The sequence below is a fragment of the Vibrio hepatarius genome (assembly GCF_011806575.1).
GTDB classification, from domain to species: Bacteria; Pseudomonadota; Gammaproteobacteria; order Enterobacterales; family Vibrionaceae; genus Vibrio; species Vibrio hepatarius_A.
The window spans coordinates 1-18,492 of the sequence record NZ_JAATOO010000020.1 but is presented as its reverse complement, the minus strand read 5'-3'; the positions used below and the strand labels follow the sequence as shown (position 1 = coordinate 18,492).

General features: G+C 44.7%; 20 protein-coding genes. 13 read left to right on the top strand and 7 right to left on the bottom strand.

Annotated elements, in window-relative coordinates; genetic code table 11:
- The first annotated feature begins 22 nt into the window (after window positions 1-22).
- The gene (hmpA, locus tag HCZ42_RS15420) at window positions 23-1,195 is read left to right on the top strand and encodes an NO-inducible flavohemoprotein (protein WP_167421539.1); all 1,173 of its coding nucleotides are present in this window, start codon (window positions 23-25) and stop codon (window positions 1,193-1,195) included.
- 49 nt (window positions 1,196-1,244) lie between these two features.
- Here the strand turns inward: hmpA and HCZ42_RS15415 are convergent, their stop codons facing one another.
- Genes HCZ42_RS15415 through HCZ42_RS15405 form a run of 3 tightly spaced genes read right to left on the bottom strand, consistent with a single transcriptional unit; the run spans window position 1,245 to window position 2,589 of the window.
- Window positions 1,245-1,787 carry a hypothetical protein gene (locus HCZ42_RS15415; RefSeq protein ID WP_167421538.1) on the bottom strand — a complete coding sequence of 181 codons (543 nt, stop codon included), beginning with the start codon at window positions 1,785-1,787 and terminating at the stop codon, window positions 1,245-1,247.
- Window positions 1,780-2,319, bottom strand: a complete 540-nt coding sequence (locus tag HCZ42_RS15410; RefSeq protein WP_167421537.1) for a YaeQ family protein — start codon at window positions 2,317-2,319, stop codon at window positions 1,780-1,782. Before HCZ42_RS15410 ends, HCZ42_RS15415 begins: the two co-directional genes overlap by 8 nt.
- A gap of 60 nt (window positions 2,320-2,379) precedes the next feature.
- Window positions 2,380-2,589 (bottom strand): cold-shock protein, encoded by a 210-nt coding sequence (locus tag HCZ42_RS15405; RefSeq protein WP_053394505.1) that lies wholly within the window; start codon window positions 2,587-2,589, stop codon window positions 2,380-2,382.
- 380 nt (window positions 2,590-2,969) lie between these two features.
- Between HCZ42_RS15405 and HCZ42_RS15400 the strand changes: the two genes are divergently transcribed.
- Window positions 2,970-3,182 carry an alternative ribosome-rescue factor A gene (locus tag HCZ42_RS15400; protein ID WP_053407289.1) on the top strand — a complete coding sequence of 71 codons (213 nt, stop codon included), beginning with the start codon at window positions 2,970-2,972 and terminating at the stop codon, window positions 3,180-3,182.
- 53 nt (window positions 3,183-3,235) lie between these two features.
- On the opposite strand, the gene HCZ42_RS15395 is transcribed toward HCZ42_RS15400, so the two are convergent.
- Window positions 3,236-4,399: a threonine/serine exporter family protein gene (locus HCZ42_RS15395; protein ID WP_167421536.1), complete on the bottom strand. Its 1,164-nt coding sequence runs from the start codon at window positions 4,397-4,399 to the stop codon at window positions 3,236-3,238.
- Window positions 4,400-4,863: 464 nt separating this feature from the next.
- Here HCZ42_RS15395 and HCZ42_RS15390 point away from each other — a divergent pair, with 464 nt between their 5' ends.
- From HCZ42_RS15390 to HCZ42_RS15365, 6 genes are all read left to right on the top strand, one after another.
- Window positions 4,864-5,220 (top strand): NADH:ubiquinone oxidoreductase, encoded by a 357-nt coding sequence (locus HCZ42_RS15390; RefSeq protein ID WP_167421535.1) that lies wholly within the window; start codon window positions 4,864-4,866, stop codon window positions 5,218-5,220.
- Between the two features lie 235 nt (window positions 5,221-5,455).
- On the top strand, window positions 5,456-6,610 hold the full coding sequence (locus HCZ42_RS15385; RefSeq protein WP_167421534.1) for a D-alanyl-D-alanine carboxypeptidase family protein: 1,155 nt from the start codon (window positions 5,456-5,458) through the stop codon (window positions 6,608-6,610).
- A gap of 204 nt (window positions 6,611-6,814) precedes the next feature.
- Window positions 6,815-7,183: a helix-turn-helix domain-containing protein gene (locus tag HCZ42_RS15380; RefSeq protein WP_167421533.1), complete on the top strand. Its 369-nt coding sequence runs from the start codon at window positions 6,815-6,817 to the stop codon at window positions 7,181-7,183.
- An 84-nt stretch (window positions 7,184-7,267) separates the two neighbouring features.
- Window positions 7,268-7,483, top strand: a complete 216-nt coding sequence (locus tag HCZ42_RS15375; protein ID WP_053407293.1) for a DUF3820 family protein — start codon at window positions 7,268-7,270, stop codon at window positions 7,481-7,483.
- A 42-nt stretch (window positions 7,484-7,525) separates the two neighbouring features.
- Window positions 7,526-7,771, top strand: coding sequence for a hypothetical protein (locus tag HCZ42_RS15370; protein WP_167421532.1), 246 nt, complete (start codon window positions 7,526-7,528; stop codon window positions 7,769-7,771).
- 280 nt (window positions 7,772-8,051) lie between these two features.
- Window positions 8,052-9,965, top strand: coding sequence for a diguanylate cyclase (locus HCZ42_RS15365; protein WP_167421531.1), 1,914 nt, complete (start codon window positions 8,052-8,054; stop codon window positions 9,963-9,965).
- Between the two features lie 151 nt (window positions 9,966-10,116).
- On the opposite strand, the gene trpB is transcribed toward HCZ42_RS15365, so the two are convergent.
- Window positions 10,117-11,319: a tryptophan synthase subunit beta gene (trpB, locus tag HCZ42_RS15360; protein ID WP_167421530.1), complete on the bottom strand. Its 1,203-nt coding sequence runs from the start codon at window positions 11,317-11,319 to the stop codon at window positions 10,117-10,119.
- A 564-nt stretch (window positions 11,320-11,883) separates the two neighbouring features.
- On the opposite strand from trpB, the gene HCZ42_RS15355 reads away from it, so the two are divergent.
- Window positions 11,884-13,149 carry a RidA family protein gene (locus HCZ42_RS15355; protein WP_167421529.1) on the top strand — a complete coding sequence of 422 codons (1,266 nt, stop codon included), beginning with the start codon at window positions 11,884-11,886 and terminating at the stop codon, window positions 13,147-13,149.
- A gap of 202 nt (window positions 13,150-13,351) precedes the next feature.
- On the opposite strand, the gene HCZ42_RS15350 is transcribed toward HCZ42_RS15355, so the two are convergent.
- Window positions 13,352-14,365, bottom strand: a complete 1,014-nt coding sequence (locus HCZ42_RS15350; protein ID WP_167421528.1) for a LacI family DNA-binding transcriptional regulator — start codon at window positions 14,363-14,365, stop codon at window positions 13,352-13,354.
- Between the two features lie 486 nt (window positions 14,366-14,851).
- Between HCZ42_RS15350 and HCZ42_RS15345 the strand changes: the two genes are divergently transcribed.
- The 4 genes from HCZ42_RS15345 (at window position 14,852) to HCZ42_RS15330 (ending at window position 18,191) form a co-directional block, all read left to right on the top strand.
- On the top strand, window positions 14,852-15,295 hold the full coding sequence (locus HCZ42_RS15345) for a PTS sugar transporter subunit IIA (protein WP_167421527.1): 444 nt from the start codon (window positions 14,852-14,854) through the stop codon (window positions 15,293-15,295).
- 46 nt (window positions 15,296-15,341) lie between these two features.
- A complete protein-coding gene (locus HCZ42_RS15340; RefSeq protein WP_167421526.1) occupies window positions 15,342-15,629 on the top strand; it encodes a PTS sugar transporter subunit IIB in 288 nt (95 codons plus the stop codon).
- A 12-nt stretch (window positions 15,630-15,641) separates the two neighbouring features.
- Window positions 15,642-16,898: a PTS ascorbate transporter subunit IIC gene (locus tag HCZ42_RS15335; RefSeq protein ID WP_167421525.1), complete on the top strand. Its 1,257-nt coding sequence runs from the start codon at window positions 15,642-15,644 to the stop codon at window positions 16,896-16,898.
- Window positions 16,899-17,096: 198 nt separating this feature from the next.
- Complete coding sequence (locus tag HCZ42_RS15330) at window positions 17,097-18,191, top strand: YdcF family protein (protein WP_167421524.1); 1,095 nt, start codon at window positions 17,097-17,099, stop codon at window positions 18,189-18,191.
- A 65-nt stretch (window positions 18,192-18,256) separates the two neighbouring features.
- On the opposite strand, the gene HCZ42_RS15325 is transcribed toward HCZ42_RS15330, so the two are convergent.
- On the bottom strand, window positions 18,257-18,492 hold a 236-nt coding region (locus tag HCZ42_RS15325), incomplete at its 5' end, for a hypothetical protein (RefSeq protein ID WP_167421523.1).

Sequence of the window (18,492 nt, the reverse complement as noted above, 5' to 3'; positions counted from 1 at the left end):
AAAGCCCAACGAGGAGATTTCCATGCTCAACAATCAACACATCGAAGTTGTTAAAAGTACGATTCCGTTGCTAGAAAGCGCGGGCCCTGCGCTGACGCAACATTTCTACCAGCGTATGTTTACTCACAACCCTGAGTTAAAAGATATCTTTAATATGACGCACCAGAAAACGGGGCGTCAGAGTGTGGCGTTATTTGAAGCGGTGGCGGCGTACGCAAAAAACATCGAGAACTTAGCCGCATTAACCGCTGCGGTTGAGCGTATTGCACATAAGCACACCAGTTTTAACATCAAGGCCGAGCATTACCAAATCGTCGGTCACCATTTAATTGAGACGCTTCGTGAGTTGGCGAGTGACGCATTCACTGCCGAAGTGGAAGAAGCGTGGACAGCTGCATACCTATTCTTGGCGCAAGTCTTTATCGAGCGCGAAGAAACCCTTTACCAAGAGCGCAAGCAAGCCAATGGTGGCTGGGAAAATGGCCGTGCATTTAGAATTGCCGAGAAAAAGCCTGAATCTGAGTATGTCACCAGTTTTGTGCTTGAACCTGTCGACGGCGAGCCTGTGCTTGGTTACAACCCTGGTCAGTACATCGGTATCGAAGTAAAGCCAACCAAGGGTGACCATGTTGAGATTCGCCAATACTCTTTGTCACACAAGCCGAACGGTAAAAACTACCGCATTTCAGTTAAACGCGAAGTTGGCGATCACGATGGCTTGGTGTCTAACTTCCTACACAACGAAATGTCGCAAGGTGACGTGGTGACCTTGTACGCACCAGCCGGTGATTTTTACTATCAAGAAAGCGACAAGCCAGCGGTATTGATCTCTGCGGGTGTCGGCGCAACGCCAATCCAGTCAATGCTTCATACTCTAGCGGATGCGGGTAAGAAAGAGGTGAGTTATCTGTACGCGTGTAACAACGCGCAGCAACACACCTTTAAACAAGAAACCGCGCAATTGATTGAGCAGCAAGGTTGGCAACAGTTTGCGTGGTACCTAGATGAGCAGGCCGATTTTACTGGTCAGATGAATCTGTCACTGATTGCGGACGAGTTGCCGATCACGAATGCAGACTTTTATGTTTGTGGTCCGGTGGCGTTTATGGAGAGCATCGTCAAGCAGTTGGAAAGCCTAGCGGTAGGTCGTGATCGCATTCACTACGAAGTGTTTGGCCCACATACTTATCTTTAATCATCAAAAAGGCTTCCATTTGGAAGCCTTTGTTCTTTTTACCGCTGGCTTATTCGCCGAACAAAGAGCGTATCCATTTGACGATCGGGTGAGCACTTTGAGTGACTGGCGAGAGTTGATTACCCAGATAAAAGCTAGCCATAAACTCGGTTCTCAACATATTGATGTCTTGCTCTGTCAGTGAATGCACCGTTGTCGATGTCTGCTGCGCATGGTCATTAGCGAGGCTGAAATCCATCTTGAGATAACCCTGTAGATAAAGCCAAAGGTGCGTGACAAACACTAACCCAGCCAAACTTTGGTTCTCAAACAGACCCGCTTTCTCTTTGCCCAAGTTTTCTTCAAACACTTGCTCCATCTTCTTCACGGAATTTAGGTGTGTCTGCAACATTGATTGCGAGTCAATGTGGGCCTTAGTCAAAATACCAAGTAAGTGATGAGTGGGTGCGTTTTGCGGTTTGCTGCATGTCACGTGTTTAAACAGCGGCTCGTACTGCTCACAAAACAGGTCCCATTGCGTCTCGAAGGGTTGTGACTCAAGCAACAGGTCGGCTTTGATCGCCTTTAGCGCTAGCTCTAACGCATTACTCATTGGAGTACAGCGTCTCTAACTGAACTTCAAACGAGCCTTGTGCGCAGTCGATAAATAGGCTGTCACCCGTGATCATCACCGACAAGTCCATGCCACGTTCAACCACTTGCGACAGTGCTTCGATAGCGTCCCAGTTAAAGCGATAAATATTGGCGTTGTATTGGTGAGCCTTGTTTTTTGTCTGCTCCCACCATACATCCGCTTTAGTGTTGAAACAGAAGACATCCACACTTGGGGACAATCGGGTCGATTTTTTTATGCGGTCTAAGGTAGGTTCACCGATTTCAATCCAATGCAGGATTTGATCGTCAAGAGATTTGACCCACAGGTCAGGTTCTTCGATGGTCGACAGACCTTTAGTAAACACTAAGTCAGGTTGGTATTTAACGCAAAAAGCTAAAATACGTGCCATCATTCGAGGCACCGTTTCAGAAGGGTGTTGGGCAATGGTTAATTGCGCGGAATCGTAAATGTCTCGGTTGGTGTCAGAAATCGAGAGACGAAATTTGTAAATCGTTGGTTTTAGTGCCATATCAGATATAAAAATAGCCAGCAAATGTGCTGGCTATTGTAAATCTTATTTCACTACAAGTTAAACAGCTTTGATGTGTTCAGCTTGTGGGCCTTTTTGGCCTTGAGTGATAACAAACTCAACTTTTTGACCTTCAGCAAGAGTACGGAAACCGTCACCTTCGATTGCTGAGAAGTGAGCGAAAACGTCTGGACCGTTTTCTTGTTTGATGAAACCGAATCCTTTAGTTTCGTTGAACCATTTAACTGTACCAGTAACAGTGTTAGACATAATGTGTATCCTTGATGAATCTTGTAAAAGCCATGACGGCAACTATAGCGTGGAAAAGGAGATTGCTATTGCGCACGACGTTACGGAAGAGATACAAGAAATCCAACGAAACGGCGGAGATAAACAAGTACCGTTTTCTAGCTGCAATCCAGTTTAAAGCTAAGTGATGCTAAGTCAATCAAAATAAGTTGATTTGGAACCCTAGAAGTGAGATTTTTCTGAGAAACTTGCGCTAGGTACAGTTTCTAAAATAATACCTATCAAACTATAAATAGTGTAATATTTGTCACAATGCTCTATTGATAAACGTATCTATATCTTTTCGTTTGCAATTAGCGCATTGTAGAGTCGATCGTAAATATTTGATTTGGAGAATATTCATGCCTAAGCATAAGCGTCATAAAGGCAATCAGGGTTCCTCACTCCAAGCTACGCTGGAAGTCGGGCGAGGTGAAATACAAGACAATGCTCTAAAAGCGGTGGTAACCAGTCCACTGTTCAAAGTGAGAGTCGAAAAAGCGAAAAAAGGTAAAGGCAGCTTCTGCCGTAAAATGAAGCACAAGGGGAAAGAGCCCTATTCAAAAGCCGCTTAGACAGCAAGCGAAGTTTGAATAGGGCTCTTTCTTTGTATAGATAGACGAGAAGACTATTGCTCGACTTTTGGCGAGTAGATCGAGTAAGCCGTAATTTGGCCAGCGACAATCGCTGAAAACATAAATAGCGCAGAGAGACCAATACTCGGGATTGGCAGAATCGACTGTTCAAAAACCGACTGACCTGCACTGACTAACACTCGGCTTCCTGGCACGAGAATGATGATCCCTTGCACGATGTAAATGGCGCCTGTCAGCTCCATCTTTTTCGCCAACCAAGTGCCATAAAGTGTGATTAATACCGTTGTTACCCAAGTGCCAACGACCCAGCCGCTTTCAAAGCCGAGATAGAACGGCCCCCACATACCAAGAATCGCAACAGGTAACCCCAGCAATATGTCTTTTGGACGCGCGTTGAAGATGATCCCGAGCGAAATGGACAGCAGGAACAGTCCAAAGATGTGCAACCATAGAGGTACTTCGTTGACGTATTTGGATGCTTCGGCTTGCCCCCAGATCGACTCGCCAATGTTGAGTCCCATCACGATACCGACGAAGAGCTTAATTAAAGTCAAAGCACTTTGCCCAAACAGGCTTGTTCCGGAAACCAGATCGTTAAACGCTAGACATTCAAGCGAGTTGGCGATCGACAGGCCGGGAACAAACAAGATCACTGCGGCGATACACAACGCCCACACCGGAATATTGGCGGCGGTGCTGGCAAAAAAAGCGACCAAGATGCCCGTCAGCAATGCCGCAATAAATTCGACCGCGATACGGCGTCTGGCGGTGCAAACTTGCTGCGCAAGCCAGACCACAAATCCCATAAACACAGAGATATAGATAGCATCTAAGGTGCTGCCAACCAACATTAGGTAAGCCGGTGGAATGCCCATATTGGCTAAAGCGATGACCCACTTAGGATACCCGACTGGTTCAGGCACTGGTTCCTGACTGGGTTGGTTGATACGGATGATGGTATTGGCCAGCAAACTGAGGTTAATAGAAGGTGGCTGGTGGCGTTTCATCACTACCGCATTGTTGTCATCAGGAAACTGATAATTCACCGTCGTTGGCGTCGCTTGGATCATGACATCGACCCCATGCTTACGAGCATAAAATTGCGTGTATTTCTCTAATTTATACGGGGCGCAACCACTGCGGTGAAGTGTATCGCCGATCTCGACGATCTTTTTAATTCGGTACTCAGAAGGCATGAGAGTTAAGGGCTAAATATTTGTGACGCAAAGGTAGCAGAGGCGTTATCACTAGACGAGCTGAAAAAAAACGAACAGTGGCTAAGCTCACACTAAATTTGCCGATATTTACTGCTCTCATTAGATAAGTGAAAACTATCGTTGCAACTCTCATATGCAACTGTGAATTTTTATCCCTATGGCCAATGATCACAAAAACGTAAAGTTTCCAAATATTTCAAATGTTATTTATCTGTAACATTTAAAAACTGCTATTTGTTCAAAATCGCCTGAGGCTTAAGAGTACAAGAGCCCTTTAAAAATATTTATTTAACAAAAATATTACAACTTAGTCTTTTGTCAGTTTGTTTAAGAAAACAACAAAAAATAGCCCTTGATCTTTGTAATAGATTGGCGAAAATATCCGCAAAATGAGTTTGCAAAAATGAAAGGAAGCTTTTGCCAGTTTTAAGTCGAGGTAAAATATGAAGCTGTTTATATTGTTGTTAATTTCGGTTACTGCGGGTGTTGCGTCAGCTGAACATCTTCATTCCTTTCTGCTAGGCCTTTACATCTCTACCATGGCCGTCGGTGCGTGTTATTGGTTTGCTTTCAGAAGCAGCCGTTTTCCTCAGTTGGCATTGCTCCTGCTGATCTGTGGCCTGTTAGCTAAGATCACCGTAACGATTGCCGGTGTCAGTTGGGGCGTAAGCCAAGGTTTGATTGGCTCACCGTTTGTGTTTGCTCTGTCTTACTTGTTCTTCTCGATTGTCGCAACATACGTTTGGTTCGCTCACAAAGACAAGTTGATGAAAAAGCAGATGGTTGAATCAGCCGCGTAAACTCATTTCTGAACAGATTGTAAAAACCAGCACTTAGATGCTGGTTTTTTTGTTTTCGTCTTAGAAACCGCATGTGAGGCGAGTCAACACGCCCTAGTGTTGAGTGAACACCGAGCTCTAATATTTGCGATAAATCTTCAATAAAAGTAACGATTGTTTACAAAGCCGCTGATTCCTTCTGTGGCTTGATTATACTGAGTAAACGATTTTAACTCGGAAGCCTTTGAACGTGACTATGAGAAACACTACTACTGCTCTATCTCTAATGGTTCTTTCTTTTGCCACAGTTGCAGCTCCGGTCATAGTGCCTGATCCGCCGGCAATTGGTGCCAAAGGTTACATCTTGATGGACTACAACACCGGAACGGTTCTAGTAGAGAAGAACGCTGATAATCAGCTCAACCCTGCGAGTTTAACCAAGTTGATGACAGCGTATGTGGCTGGTCAAGAAGTGAAGCAAGGCAATATTGCACTGGATGACCAAGTGACAATCAGCCAGCGTGCTTGGGCTCGGAATTTCCCAGACTCATCGAAGATGTTTATTGAAGTCGGTACACAAGTCTCTCTCGATGACCTGTATCGCGGGCTCGTCGTTCAGTCTGGTAACGATGCTGCAGTAGCGATTGCAGAGCACGTTGCTGGCAGTGAAGATGCGTTTGTCAGCTTAATGAACAATTGGTCAAGCAAACTGGGTTTAACGAACACGGCATTTTCCAATCCTCACGGCTTAGACAGCGATGAGCTGTATTCGACGCCGCGTGATATTGCCAAGCTCAGCCAAGCCATTATTCGCGATTTACCGCAGATCTACCCGATGTACAGTGAGCTCTCATTTACTTACAACGGCATTACCCAATACAACCGCAATGGCTTGTTGCGTGACCGCAGCCTGAATGTCGACGGAATGAAAACCGGCTATACCAGCGGCGCAGGGTACAGCTTGGCGACTTCGGCGACCAACGGTGATATGCGTTTGATCAGTGTAGTGATGGGGTCGAGCAGTACCAAGAACCGAGAATCTGAAAGTAAGCAGTTACTTAGCTATGGCTTCAGGTTTTTCGATACCATCTCTCCGACCAAAGCAGGGGAGAAGCTGAGCGAGGTACGAGTGTGGATGGGTGAGCAAGATAACCTTGATGTTGGTGTAAGTGAAGATGTGTACCTGACACTGAGTAAAGGCGCGCTTTCCAATCTGAAAGCGGTACTGGAAACGCAAGGTGACCTCACTGCACCCATTCGCAAAGGCGATAAAGTTGGTGACGTAATTTACGTGGTCGATGATAAGGAAGTTGCGCGAACCGACTTGGTTGCCTTAAATAATGTAGAAGAGGGTGGATTCTTCAAGCGAATGCTTGATTGGGTTAAACGTTTGGTCGCCAGCTGGTTCTAAGCGATTCACTTTAATGGAAAAGCAGACGCATAACGTGTCTGCTTTTTTACTTGGCTTGGTATATTTAGGTTCTAGCAAGGGCTGAAGCCACAGCAAATAAGCGCTTTATTCAACCGAACCTTTAATTTGCTCTAACGTTTTGATGACATGATCTTGTCTGAAAAGGCTGACAATCAGCGACACTAACTCATACAAGGAATCATCATGGAATTTACAGAACGCGACAGAGACGCACTTTATCAAACTTGGATGTCACAAAAGTCCAAAATGCGTTTGACCCAGATGGAATTCGCCAAAAAACTCGGTATGAGCCAACTTGCATTTTCTCAAATGCTACGTGGAGAAAAACCGCTGAATATGTCGTTCATCAGCCACTTTTGCCGTCTGTTGCGCTTAGAACCAAATCACGTCTTTCCATCATTAAAAGAGCAGTCAGATACAGGGCCAAAAGTGGTTTACCTGAAAAGTCGTATGAGCGTTGATGGCGAAATACAAAATGCTTACATCGAAGGCAATCAAGTGATTGTGGAATACGCGCATATCATCAACGATGACGACTCTTTGCCAAACTAAGTTGCGGGTTGAAGCGCTCAACTCGCTACAGTGAATCGGGTTTTAATGGTAACCTTTGGCAAAATTGACCATTGAATTTACGTCATGTTGGAAAAAGAAAACCTGCTTAAGTTGGCAAGAATACAGATGCCATTTGGTAAGTATGCTGGCCGAGTATTGATTGATTTACCTGAAGAGTACCTGCTGTGGTTCGACAAGAAAGGTTGGCCAGAAGGGGAGTTAGGTGATTTGCTCAAGTTGTGTTTAGCTCTGAAAATTGAAGGTTTAGATAGTGTCGTGAAGCCTTTGAAGCGGATATAACCTGCCATAGAAACTCCTTCATTTTTAATTAAAAGATTTATTATGAATTTTGATATCGATGCACTGAAACACCACCAATTGGTCGAAGATGGTCAACTAGAGGGGTGTTACATTCATCAGCCTGCTCACGGTAGTCAGCAAGATGACAAAGCTGTTTTAGCAGAACGCCAAGCGTTGGAAAAGATCGGGTATAAAGTAGTACAGGTTAAAGCCAAAGGCGGGACAACGACGTTTGCCGAGGCGATGCAAGAGCTTGCAAAGAAGACGGGTCATCAGACCAAAAAGTAAGCGAGTGTAACCTGCCACAACTCCCTAAATCCTTCCCCGATACCATGAGTTTTCCATTCAAAAGAGTCAGACCGTCAGGCTGACTCTTTTTTGCCCCAAAATGAGTTTAGGCAACAACAAGAACCACTAAAAATGTCTGTATTGGTCAGAATGCTGCATGGCGCGAGGTTACACAAAGCTCTCAGTGGTTCATATCTGATTATCAGGCCGCTAATCTTGTCAATATACATTTGATATAATACTTTTATTTAAGGGTTTATGAGATACAGAAGAAGGATCAATGAAAAATATCAAGTCGAAAATATACCGAAAATATTTTTATTACTTCTTCTCCTTTGGCTTAATTATTGCCTTGCTATCATCTGTTATCAGTTATTTTCAGTTTCATTCATACAACCAACACAATGTGAACAATAAGATAGACTTCCAACTCGATAGAGCAGGCACTGCCGTCAATTTTTTTATTAATGGGCTAAAGAAGAATGTTGAAATTTTAGCCACGAGTGATGCTTTAAGTGAGTATGTTGAACTACCAACATCTAACAATTTACTCAAACTTGAAAAGTTCATGCTCAGCTTGATACAAACTAACTCGTCAATCTACCAACTGCGCTTCTTGGATGCGAGTGGAAATGAGAGGGTTAAAATCAATGCTGATACAAACATAAACGAAAATGTACATTATTCGGTTAAGCCTTATCAAGACTTACAAAACAAAAGCGGACGTTATTACTTTCAAGCGACCAAACCGCTACCGCAAGGCCAATACTATGTCTCAAATTTGGATCTGAATAAAGAATATGGTGTGTACGAGATTCCCTATCGGCCGACATTGCGAGTCTCCAGCGCAATAAAAGGAGAAAAAGGCGAATTTTTGGGTTTGGTGGCTGCCAACTTAGATGCGACTTTTATGCTAAATGTACTTACGTCCTATGAAGGCTTAGATGCCTACCTAATTGACGGAGAGGGGCATATCGTTTTTTCGAATCATCAAGAGTATAGCTGGTCACGCTATTTGAACAAATTTGCTATTTCGCGAGAGGTTTTGAACCTAACGGTGAATGAGATTAAGTCGATGAAACACCTCGATGTTTCTGCGCTTTTGGGCAACAATGAAGAGTTACGGTTGCTGGTATTCCCCTCTGAAAAGCTCACCCAAACAGCAAATCAACAAGCACTTACGTCAAGCTTGTTATTCATTTTTATTGTAAGTCTCGTGGCGTTTCCCATAGGCTTGGCTGTCGCTTATGGCCCGGCTAAAAACTCTGAACAGTTAGCAGAATTAACTACTGAACATGAGCTTTATACCAGCATCGTTGATAAGCATGTTCCGATTGTGGATACTGATTTAACTGGCACGATTACCCGCATAAATGATGCGATGTGTAACTTGAGCGGCTACAGACGAGGAGAAGTTGTAGGACGCCCGAGTTCAATATTTCAACATGATAGTACAGAGCCTAGTGATTTTGTTGAGATGTGGCAAAAAATATCGGATGGACAGACTTGGCAAGGTGAGTTTCACAACCAACATCGGAATGGGGAAAGCTTCTGGTTAAACACTTATATTTCTCCTCGCTACGATAATGAGGGTCAGAAAGTTGGTTATATCTCCGTTTCCTCAGATATTACAGACAAACGTAAGCTTCAAACAATCTCCGATAAGGATGTACTCACAGGCCTTTACAATCGATCAAAGCTAAATCATGTACTGGATTCTGAATATAAAAGATCACAGCGTTATGCCGCACCATTTAGTGTCCTGATCTTGGATATCGACCACTTTAAAACCATCAATGACTCACATGGGCATTTAGTCGGTGATAAAACTCTGGTCGAAGTATCAAACCTATTACGTTATAACGTGAGACAGACAGATTTTATCGGTCGCTGGGGGGGAGAAGAGTTCATCGTTGTTTGTCCCAATACCGAACTTAAAGAAGGGGTATTAGTCGCTGAAAAACTGAGAAAAAGCATCGAGCACTTCCAATTTGAAGAGGTTGAAAAGGTAACCGTTAGTATTGGTGTCACAGCGTTTGATGGCGGCCACGACATTCAGAAAATGCTCGAAGTGGCTGACCAGAACCTATACAAAGCAAAAGCGACAGGCAGGAATAGAGTTGTCAGTAATTTAGAGCGTTATGCGGTGCTTGATTTCCCTATGAAAAAAGAAACCAGCGATACCAAAAGTTGAATATATTCCCTGTCTGAACGGCAAAGTTATTAGATTCTCTAAAAAAGGTTGTAACCACCAGTCTGCGTATCTTCAACGTTAACAAGGATATAGCCACCTACACTCAGGTGGCTATATGCGTTTATGGCGGTTTTATTAAAAACACAAACCCCTATTTTGGGGCGTGATTTTCAAACACAAAAACGATATCTTTTTTACCACCGCCTGATAGGTTGATCAAAATCGAACCTTTCACGCCTTGTTTGGCAAGTTTTAACGCGTACGCAACGGCATGTGATGATTCAATCGCTGGGATAATGCCTTCTTGGCGCGACAACTCAAAGAACGCATCAATGGCTTCGTCATCGCTAATAGAACCGTAGTTGACACGTCCTAAGTCTTTTAGATAGCTGTGCTGTGGACCAACTGATGGGTAGTCTAAGCCACTGGCGACTGAATACACTTCTTGCGGCTCGCCTTGTTCATCTTTCAGCATGTATGACTTAAAGCCATGCATCACGCCAGGTTCACCAAGCGTTAAGGTTGCAGCGTGCTCTCCTGGCGTTTGTAGTGAACGACCCGCTGGCTCAACACCGTGAATAGCCACTTGCTCATCTTCTAAGAATGCGCTGAATAAACCCATCGCGTTTGAACCGCCACCAACACAAGCGACCAAGTTATCCGGTAACTTGCCGGTCATTTCCTGAAATTGCACGCGCGCTTCATTGCCGATGATCGATTGGAAATCTCGCACCATTTTCGGGAAAGGGTGAGGACCAACAACCGAGCCAATCGCGTAGAGCTGAGTAATCGGGTCTTTCAGATAGGCTTCAAACGCTGCGTCAACAGCTTCTTTCAGTGTCTTACGTCCATGAGTGGCAGGAATAACGTTGGCACCAAGAATACGCATACGCACCACATTCGGGTGTTCTTTGGCAATGTCGACTTCACCCATGTAGATATCACACTCTAATCCAACCAACGCGGCTGCAGTCGCCAGTGCCACACCGTGCTGACCCGCGCCAGTTTCGGCGATCAGTTTGGTTTTACCCATCTTCTTCGCCAAAATCGCTTCGCCCAAGCAGTGGTTGATCTTGTGTGCGCCAGTGTGGTTGAGGTCTTCACGCTTTAAGTAGATATCAACGCCGTATTTGTTGGACAGGTTTTCTGCGTGGAAAATCGGGCTAGGGCGACCGACGAAGTGCTTGTACAGGCGAGCTAACTCAGTTTGAAAACCAGGGTCTTTGCAGCATTCTTCATACGCTTCATTTATCTCACGCATGATTTTTTCCAACTCAGGTGGTACGAAGCTGCCACCGTATTCGCCAAAGTATCCTTCGCTGTTAGGCATTGAGTGTTCAAACGAGTTTTTCATTGTTTACGTCCTAGTGAATGAGGGTATTGATACATTTATACCTAAACCAAGCAGGATGTGAGTAATCAGTTGTGTAAAGCGTGATGGTGTTCTCGCGAACTAGTGAGTTGATACAAGGCAACTGCCGAGTACATTCACTTTCAGGTTTGAAAGCGCAAGGGCAAATCAGAGCGAGAGAATGTTTATGCAGTTATATCGTTTGAACAAGCGCTTAGAAGGTGACATAGCGCCAATTTGTGCGTTTTTATTGTGAACAATCTATCAGAACCGAACAAAAACCACAGACTTCCGTAGGGTGACCCTGTGGGTGAATATTCAGGTTTAACGAATCAATAGAATTAAATATTCATCATTTGCTTAATTTAGAACAATAATGCGGATAATTAGTCGCGCACTGATTAATTATCCGAATTTTCCAACCAGTCTAGTGAAATTATATTTTGATTTTTATCACATTTGCACCGGTCCATTTCACTTACTATTCCGTCACTTCATAAATAAAAGAATTTATTCAAATAACGATAAATATAATATTTCTTTACTCTACATAAGGATCAGAATTTCATGAGTGGCGGTATCATTAAAGTTTCAAGAAATACAGAAAATGCACCAGTAAATGCTTTCTCTACACAGACAGTTGCATTCTCTCACTACAATAATATTTCTGCGCAGCTACCGGTTAACCCAGCAACGGGTGAAATTGTTGTTGGTGATGTAAAAGACCAAGTTAAACAATGTTTGAACAACCTTAAAGCGATTGTTGAAAGCATCGACCATGTAATGGAAGACGTCGTAAAAGTGAATGTTTTCCTGAAAAACATCGAAGACATGGCAGCGGTAGACGAAGTGTATGCCACTTTCTTCAACGGCTACGCGCCGACTCGCACGGTTGTTGCGGTGGCGGCATTGCCAATGAGCGACGCACTAGTACAAATTGATGCGGTAATTTCTAACGGTGAAGGTACGCCTTGCCAAGAGCCTTGTGACCTAATCAAGTTAGTTAGAAACACAGAGCTAGCACCAACTCACGCGCTTTCTACACAGACGGTCGCATTCTCACACTACAACAACGTTTCTGCTCAGCTACCTGTTGATCCAACCACAGGCGCGCTGGTTGCGGGCGGCATTAAAGAGCAATCTGCTCAGTGTCTACGTAACATCAAGACTATTCTTGAAAGCATCGACGTACCACTAGACGACATCGTGAAAGTGACTATTTACGTCACTAACCTAGCTGACGTTGAAGCAGTGAACGAAGTGTACATGACCTTCTTCCCTGATTCTGCAATTGCTAGAACGGTGGCTTACGTTCCAGCACGTACGGTTGTTGCGGCTTCAGCATTGCCTATGGGCGCGCTTGTTCAAATGGACGCGGTTGTTTCTCACGGTGACGGTACACCTCCTCAGGAAGTTGAAGATCGCCATGGCATTGTTATTCGTGCAAACAACACAGATCAAGCACCATTGAACCCGCTGTACACGCAAACTGTCGCGTTTTCTCACTACAACCACATTGCTGCTCAACTTCCTCTAGAAGCACAAAGCAATGCACTTGTGGCTAGCGGTGCAAAAGAGCAAGCGGCTCAGTGTCTAAACAACATTAAAGCGATTGTTGAAAGCATCAACCACGTAATGGATGACTTGGTGAAAGTGAACATCCACGTAACCGATATGGCCGATATCGATGCAATCAACGAAGTGTACCCAAGCTTCTTCAGCGGTGACCTACCAGCAAGAACGGTAGTGGGTGTTGCGGCTCTGCCAATGGGCGCATCAGTACAGATCGACGCGGTTGTTTCTAACGGCGAAGGTACTCCACCTCAAGCATAACTTGCATAAATTAAAGTGGCAGGTGATTTAATCTGCCACTTTAAATATTAAGAAGAGCAGATATATCATTTCTTATAGTTTAAGAAATAATATATCTGCTCTTTGTTTTATATGTTAATAAATAAGCCAACTTAAAGTTAATCTCATTATAACTTTATTGGCTTATTATGATATTTAAATGTTAATAAAGATTATTAATTAACTAAGCTTGGCGAAGCGTAAAGCCAATATTGGTCGATTCAAATACTTCTTCTTGATTATTAATTGCTGAAATTAATTGCTCTGCCGCTTCGATACCCATTTTTTCGTAGTTAATATGAATTGCGGTGAGCGGAGGGTGACACTTTTCACACAGTTGCGAGCCATCCAGACAAACAATGGTCAGTTCGTCCGGCAGCTTGATCGCTCGGCGCTGGCATTCAAACATCGCACCAATCGCGATTTCTTCATGGCTACAGATAATCGCGTCTAAATTCTGTTCACGCAGCAGCAACTTAGCCACACCTTCAGCGCCAAACTCAAGGCTAGGACCATCATGCGTTGTGTAGAAATGGTCAGGTGGAAGGTAGCCTTTAAGCATGCCATTTTGCCAGCCGCGCAGCTGTTTACGCAAAATAGAGTGATTGCCGCGAGCGCCGATAAATCCAATGTTCTTAAAGTCGTGATCGATCAGAAAGTCGGTCATGACTTTGCCGATCTCGCCATGATCTACGCCGACATTCAAATAGGTTGAATCTGAATTCAGTTCGGCGATTTCCATCACCGGAACTCTGGCACTTTGTAAGGTTTGCAGTGTTTTGTCTGAGTGCTCGCTGCCGAACAAAACGATAGCCGCTGGACTACTCGCAATCAGGGTTTGCAGTAGCTCTTCTTCTTGGTCGGAAGAGTAGTTGGTGTAACCCAACAGCAGTTGATAGCCTTTTTTGTTCATCTGCTGCTGAAATGAACCCATAAAATCGGTACAGGCTTTCTCTTTCAAAGACGGCAACAACACTGCGACCGAATAGCTTTGCCCGGAAGCTAACGCACCAGCGGCTTTGTTTGGGATATAACCTAATTCATCAACCGCTTTTTGGATCTGTTCTCTTAATTTGTCTGAAACCTGATCGGGTGTTCTCAGTGCTCGAGAAACCGTCATTGTTCCCACGCCAGCAAGCTTTGCGACTTCGGCGAGTGTAACTCGGCCAGTGCTACGACGTTTACGCGGTTCAGACATCAGGACTCCAGATAATTCAGTGGTACAACATTACATAAGGCAATCATGATAACGCTATCATAATTTGCTATCAACGCGAGAGTTAGGCACTTGCAATGTGCTCTATGTAACTGTTTTTTCTCGTTCTAACAGCATCATTCAGCATCTAACACCGTCTGAGTATAACTATGGATAAGTGACTGGTTACTTATCAAAATCAACTCGGCGAGATCTTCGGTTCGCTTGAGTGTCGCTGCAAAGTCATCTTCAAAAATATCTCAACTTATGCGTATTCCAAACGGTTAGATTATCTACTGCTCATAAAAATGATAGCGCTATCACACAAAATCATCAATCCAGCCAATAATAATGATAGCGTTATCACAACTATTGATAGCGCTATCAGGTAGCGCTATCAAATGAGATTTTAATCACAAAAACGTATAACTCGACTGGTTACTATTGCACCAGCTGATAACGAGGTAAACGTAGAAGAGGAGCCAGACATTGCTAAAAGAACTATTAAGCACAGACGTTATTCGTATTCACGAATCTGCCGACGGCTGGCAAAACGCGATTGAACTCGCTTGTGAGCCTCTGATTGCGAATGGCGCAATTGATTCGAGTTATGTTCAAGCGATTTTTCGCTCGCACGCTGAAATGGGGCCGTACTATGTGGTTGGTCCTGGTATCGCCATGCCTCATGCACGACCGGAAGACGGAGTGAATCGATTGGCGTTGAGCCTCACTGTGATCCGTAACGGAGTGAATTTTGACGCGGATGAAAACGACCCGGTTCGTTTGCTGGTGACACTCGCCGCAACTGATAGCAGTAGCCATGTTAACGCAATTGCACAATTGGCCGAGCTGTTTATGAACGAAGAGCATGTGCAGAAAATCTGCGAAGCGACGGATGTAGCGGCGATTCGCAACATTATAGAAAAGTACTAAAACAAGTCAGTTAATACGAACAAGAACGGTAAAAAGGTAGAGCATTATGAAAGTTATGGTTGTCTGTGGTCATGGGCTAGGAACAAGCCTAATGATGGAAATGAGCATTAAAAACATTTTAAAAGAACTCAACGTTGACGCTTCGGTCGATCACTGCGATTTGGGTTCTGCGAAAGGGACCGACTGCGACATTTTTGTCGGCACGAGTGACATTACCGAACAGCTCGTCGCACAAGGTGTAGACGGCAAAATTGTTTCGCTGAAAAACATGGTTGATAAAGCGGCGATGAAAGAGAGCTTAACAGCAGCGCTAAAAGAGTTGGGCGCACTATAAAGGAGGTAGGCAATGGAGTTCTTTAACTTCTTAATGCAGGATGTGTTGTCCGAGCCAGCTGTTTTGGTTGGTTTGATTGCGTTGATCGGTTTGGTTGCGCAGCAAAAGCCTATCACCGAGGTGATTAAAGGCACTGTAAAAACCATAATGGGTTTTGTCATCCTTGGCGCTGGTGCTGGTCTGGTTGTGTCGTCTTTGGGTGATTTCGCGACGATTTTCCAAGAAGCGTTTGGCATCTCTGGTGTCGTTCCAAACAACGAAGCGATCGTTTCTATCGCACAAAAATCGTTTGGTAAAGAGATGGCCATGATCATGTTGTTTGCGATGTTAGTCAATATCGCTATCGCACGACTTACGCCATGGAAATATATCTTCCTGACTGGCCACCACACGCTGTTTATGTCGATGATGGTGGCGGCAATTCTTGCATCAAGCGGCATGTCAGGTGTGTCATTGATTGCGGTAGGCTCTATTACTGTGGGCATTGTTATGGTGCTGTTCCCAGCGATGGCGAACAAGTACATGAAGCAAGTCACAGGTTCGGATGATGTTGCGATTGGTCACTTTTCCACTTTGTCTTATGTTTTAGCGGGTGCAATCGGTAGCAAACTGGGTAACAAAGAGCACTCTACCGAAGATATGGACGTACCAAAGAGCTTGTTGTTCTTGCGTGATACGCCAGTCGCAATTTCGTTTACCATGAGCATCATCTTTATTGTGACTTGCCTGTTCGCTGGTGGTGACTTTGTCCGTGAAGTCAGCGGTGGTAAACACTGGTTTATGTTCGCACTCATGCAATCCATCAGTTTTGCTGCTGGTGTGTACGTCATCTTGCAAGGTGTACGTATGGTTATCGCGGAAATCGTACCTGCATTTAAAGGTATTTCAGATAAGCTGGTTCCAAATGCAAAACCGGCACTAGACTGCCCAGTTGTGTTCCCTTACGCACCAAACGCGGTATTGGTTGGTTTCTTATCGAGCTTTGCGGCAGGCTTAGTAGGTATGGGCTTGCTTTACATGATGGGCTTGACGGTAATTATCCCTGGCGTTGTACCACACTTCTTCGTCGGCGCAGCTGCGGGTGTATTTGGTAACGCGACAGGTGGTCGCCGAGGCGCAATCTTAGGGGCATTTGCTCAAGGTCTTTTGATCACCTTCCTGCCAGTGTTCCTAATGCCAGTACTGGGTGATTTAGGTTACGCGAACACCACCTTCAGTGACGCAGACTTCGGCGCTGTCGGTATCATTCTTGGCCTGATTGTTCGATAAAGCAAAGGCTGTCTGACAAAGCCCTCCGCTGGAGGGCTTTTTGCGTGCTAACGCCTTATTTTTGCTGGGCTCATTGTCACGAATTTACTCAACTTTTCAGTGAGTCTAATATGCATGGGATTGAAGTCACATATTCTTCACAGGTGAAATTTATAATCGAATGATTCACTTGCTTGTCCGTATTAGGAAATTAGACCAATGAAGAAAAATATAATTGCCATCGCTTTGGGTAGTGTTATCGCACTATCTGCCCCTATGTATTCACTAGCTGATAACCATTCAACCATCCAGTCGTCGGTGGAGTACTCGCAATTTGTAACTAAGCGCCAAGTGGTCGATCAACTGTTACAAGACGCGTTGACTGCTTTTAAATCGCCATCACGTATTTCGCACGCGGGTTTTACCGCGAAAATGCCAAGCAATATGGAGATCGTGACCAGTCGTTTGCTGGAGGCTTATGAATTAGAACCTTACCGTACCGATTTGCTGATCTCTGCCGCCAATGCACAGATCTACAACAAGAATGTTGATAAAGCGATTGAACTGTTTAATCAAGCTCTGTCTGTCGCGCCGGATGATGTCGATCTTCATTCTTACCTAGCGGTGTGGACTCGTTTCAAAGGTGACGACGCGAGTTCAGCCAAGCACATGCAAGCGCTGGCGAAACTCAATCCCGGGCGCGAGGCCGACTTGAAAAGGATCTTTGCTACCGTTGACCGCGTAATAGCAACGCCGCTAAAAGATAAGGCAGAAAACACCACCTCAGGCAACCGCGCTATCGTTACGCTAGGTTATGCGCTTAACCCAGACGGTTCAATGCACGATATCTTAGTACAGCGTTTAGAAACCACCTTGAAGATGGCAAAAGCCGACCAAGATGCGGTGATTGTTCTGACTGGGGGGGTGCCGAAGAATCACAAAACTGAAGGCAAACTGATGGCAGACTGGTTGATCGCAAAAGGCGTCAGCGCCGACCGCATCATCGAAGAAAACTACGCAACCAGCACCGTGGGTAATGCGTTATTCAGTAGCTATGCACTGGCGCGACACAATATCGACCACGCCACCATTATCAGTTCCGCCAGTCACGTTCGACGTGGCCAAACTCTGTTTGAAATCGCAAGTTGGCAAACTGGTCCACAAGGCATTACGTTCGATACTGTTGCTTACCCAGATAAGCCTCTTGAAGAGTTAAAAGAAGCGAGCGACAGCGAAGTATTAGGTATCTACCGTGATGCACTGAGAACGTATGGTATGTGGAGTTACCGTTCTTATCCGTTAGAAGCGCGTTAATGTTTCTACGGAAAATGGCGGCACTAAAATAAGAAAGCCAGCACGTTAGAGTGCTGGCTTTTTTGTTAATGTGGGCGTTTTGGGCCGTTGCGCACCAGTTCTTGACCAGTATTGAAGACTTCTTCTGTCACCCAGTGGCCAAGTAGCAGTTGATGTTTGTCGTCAAGCACTGCAACAAAGTGGCGACCAGTTGAGTTTTGCGTTGCCATTGCGACGCCCGCGACGTTTTGTAAACCCAATAAGCCGCTCTCTACGCTGAGTAGAAATGCTTCTAGGTCATCTAGGTTGTCTATTACTTTAT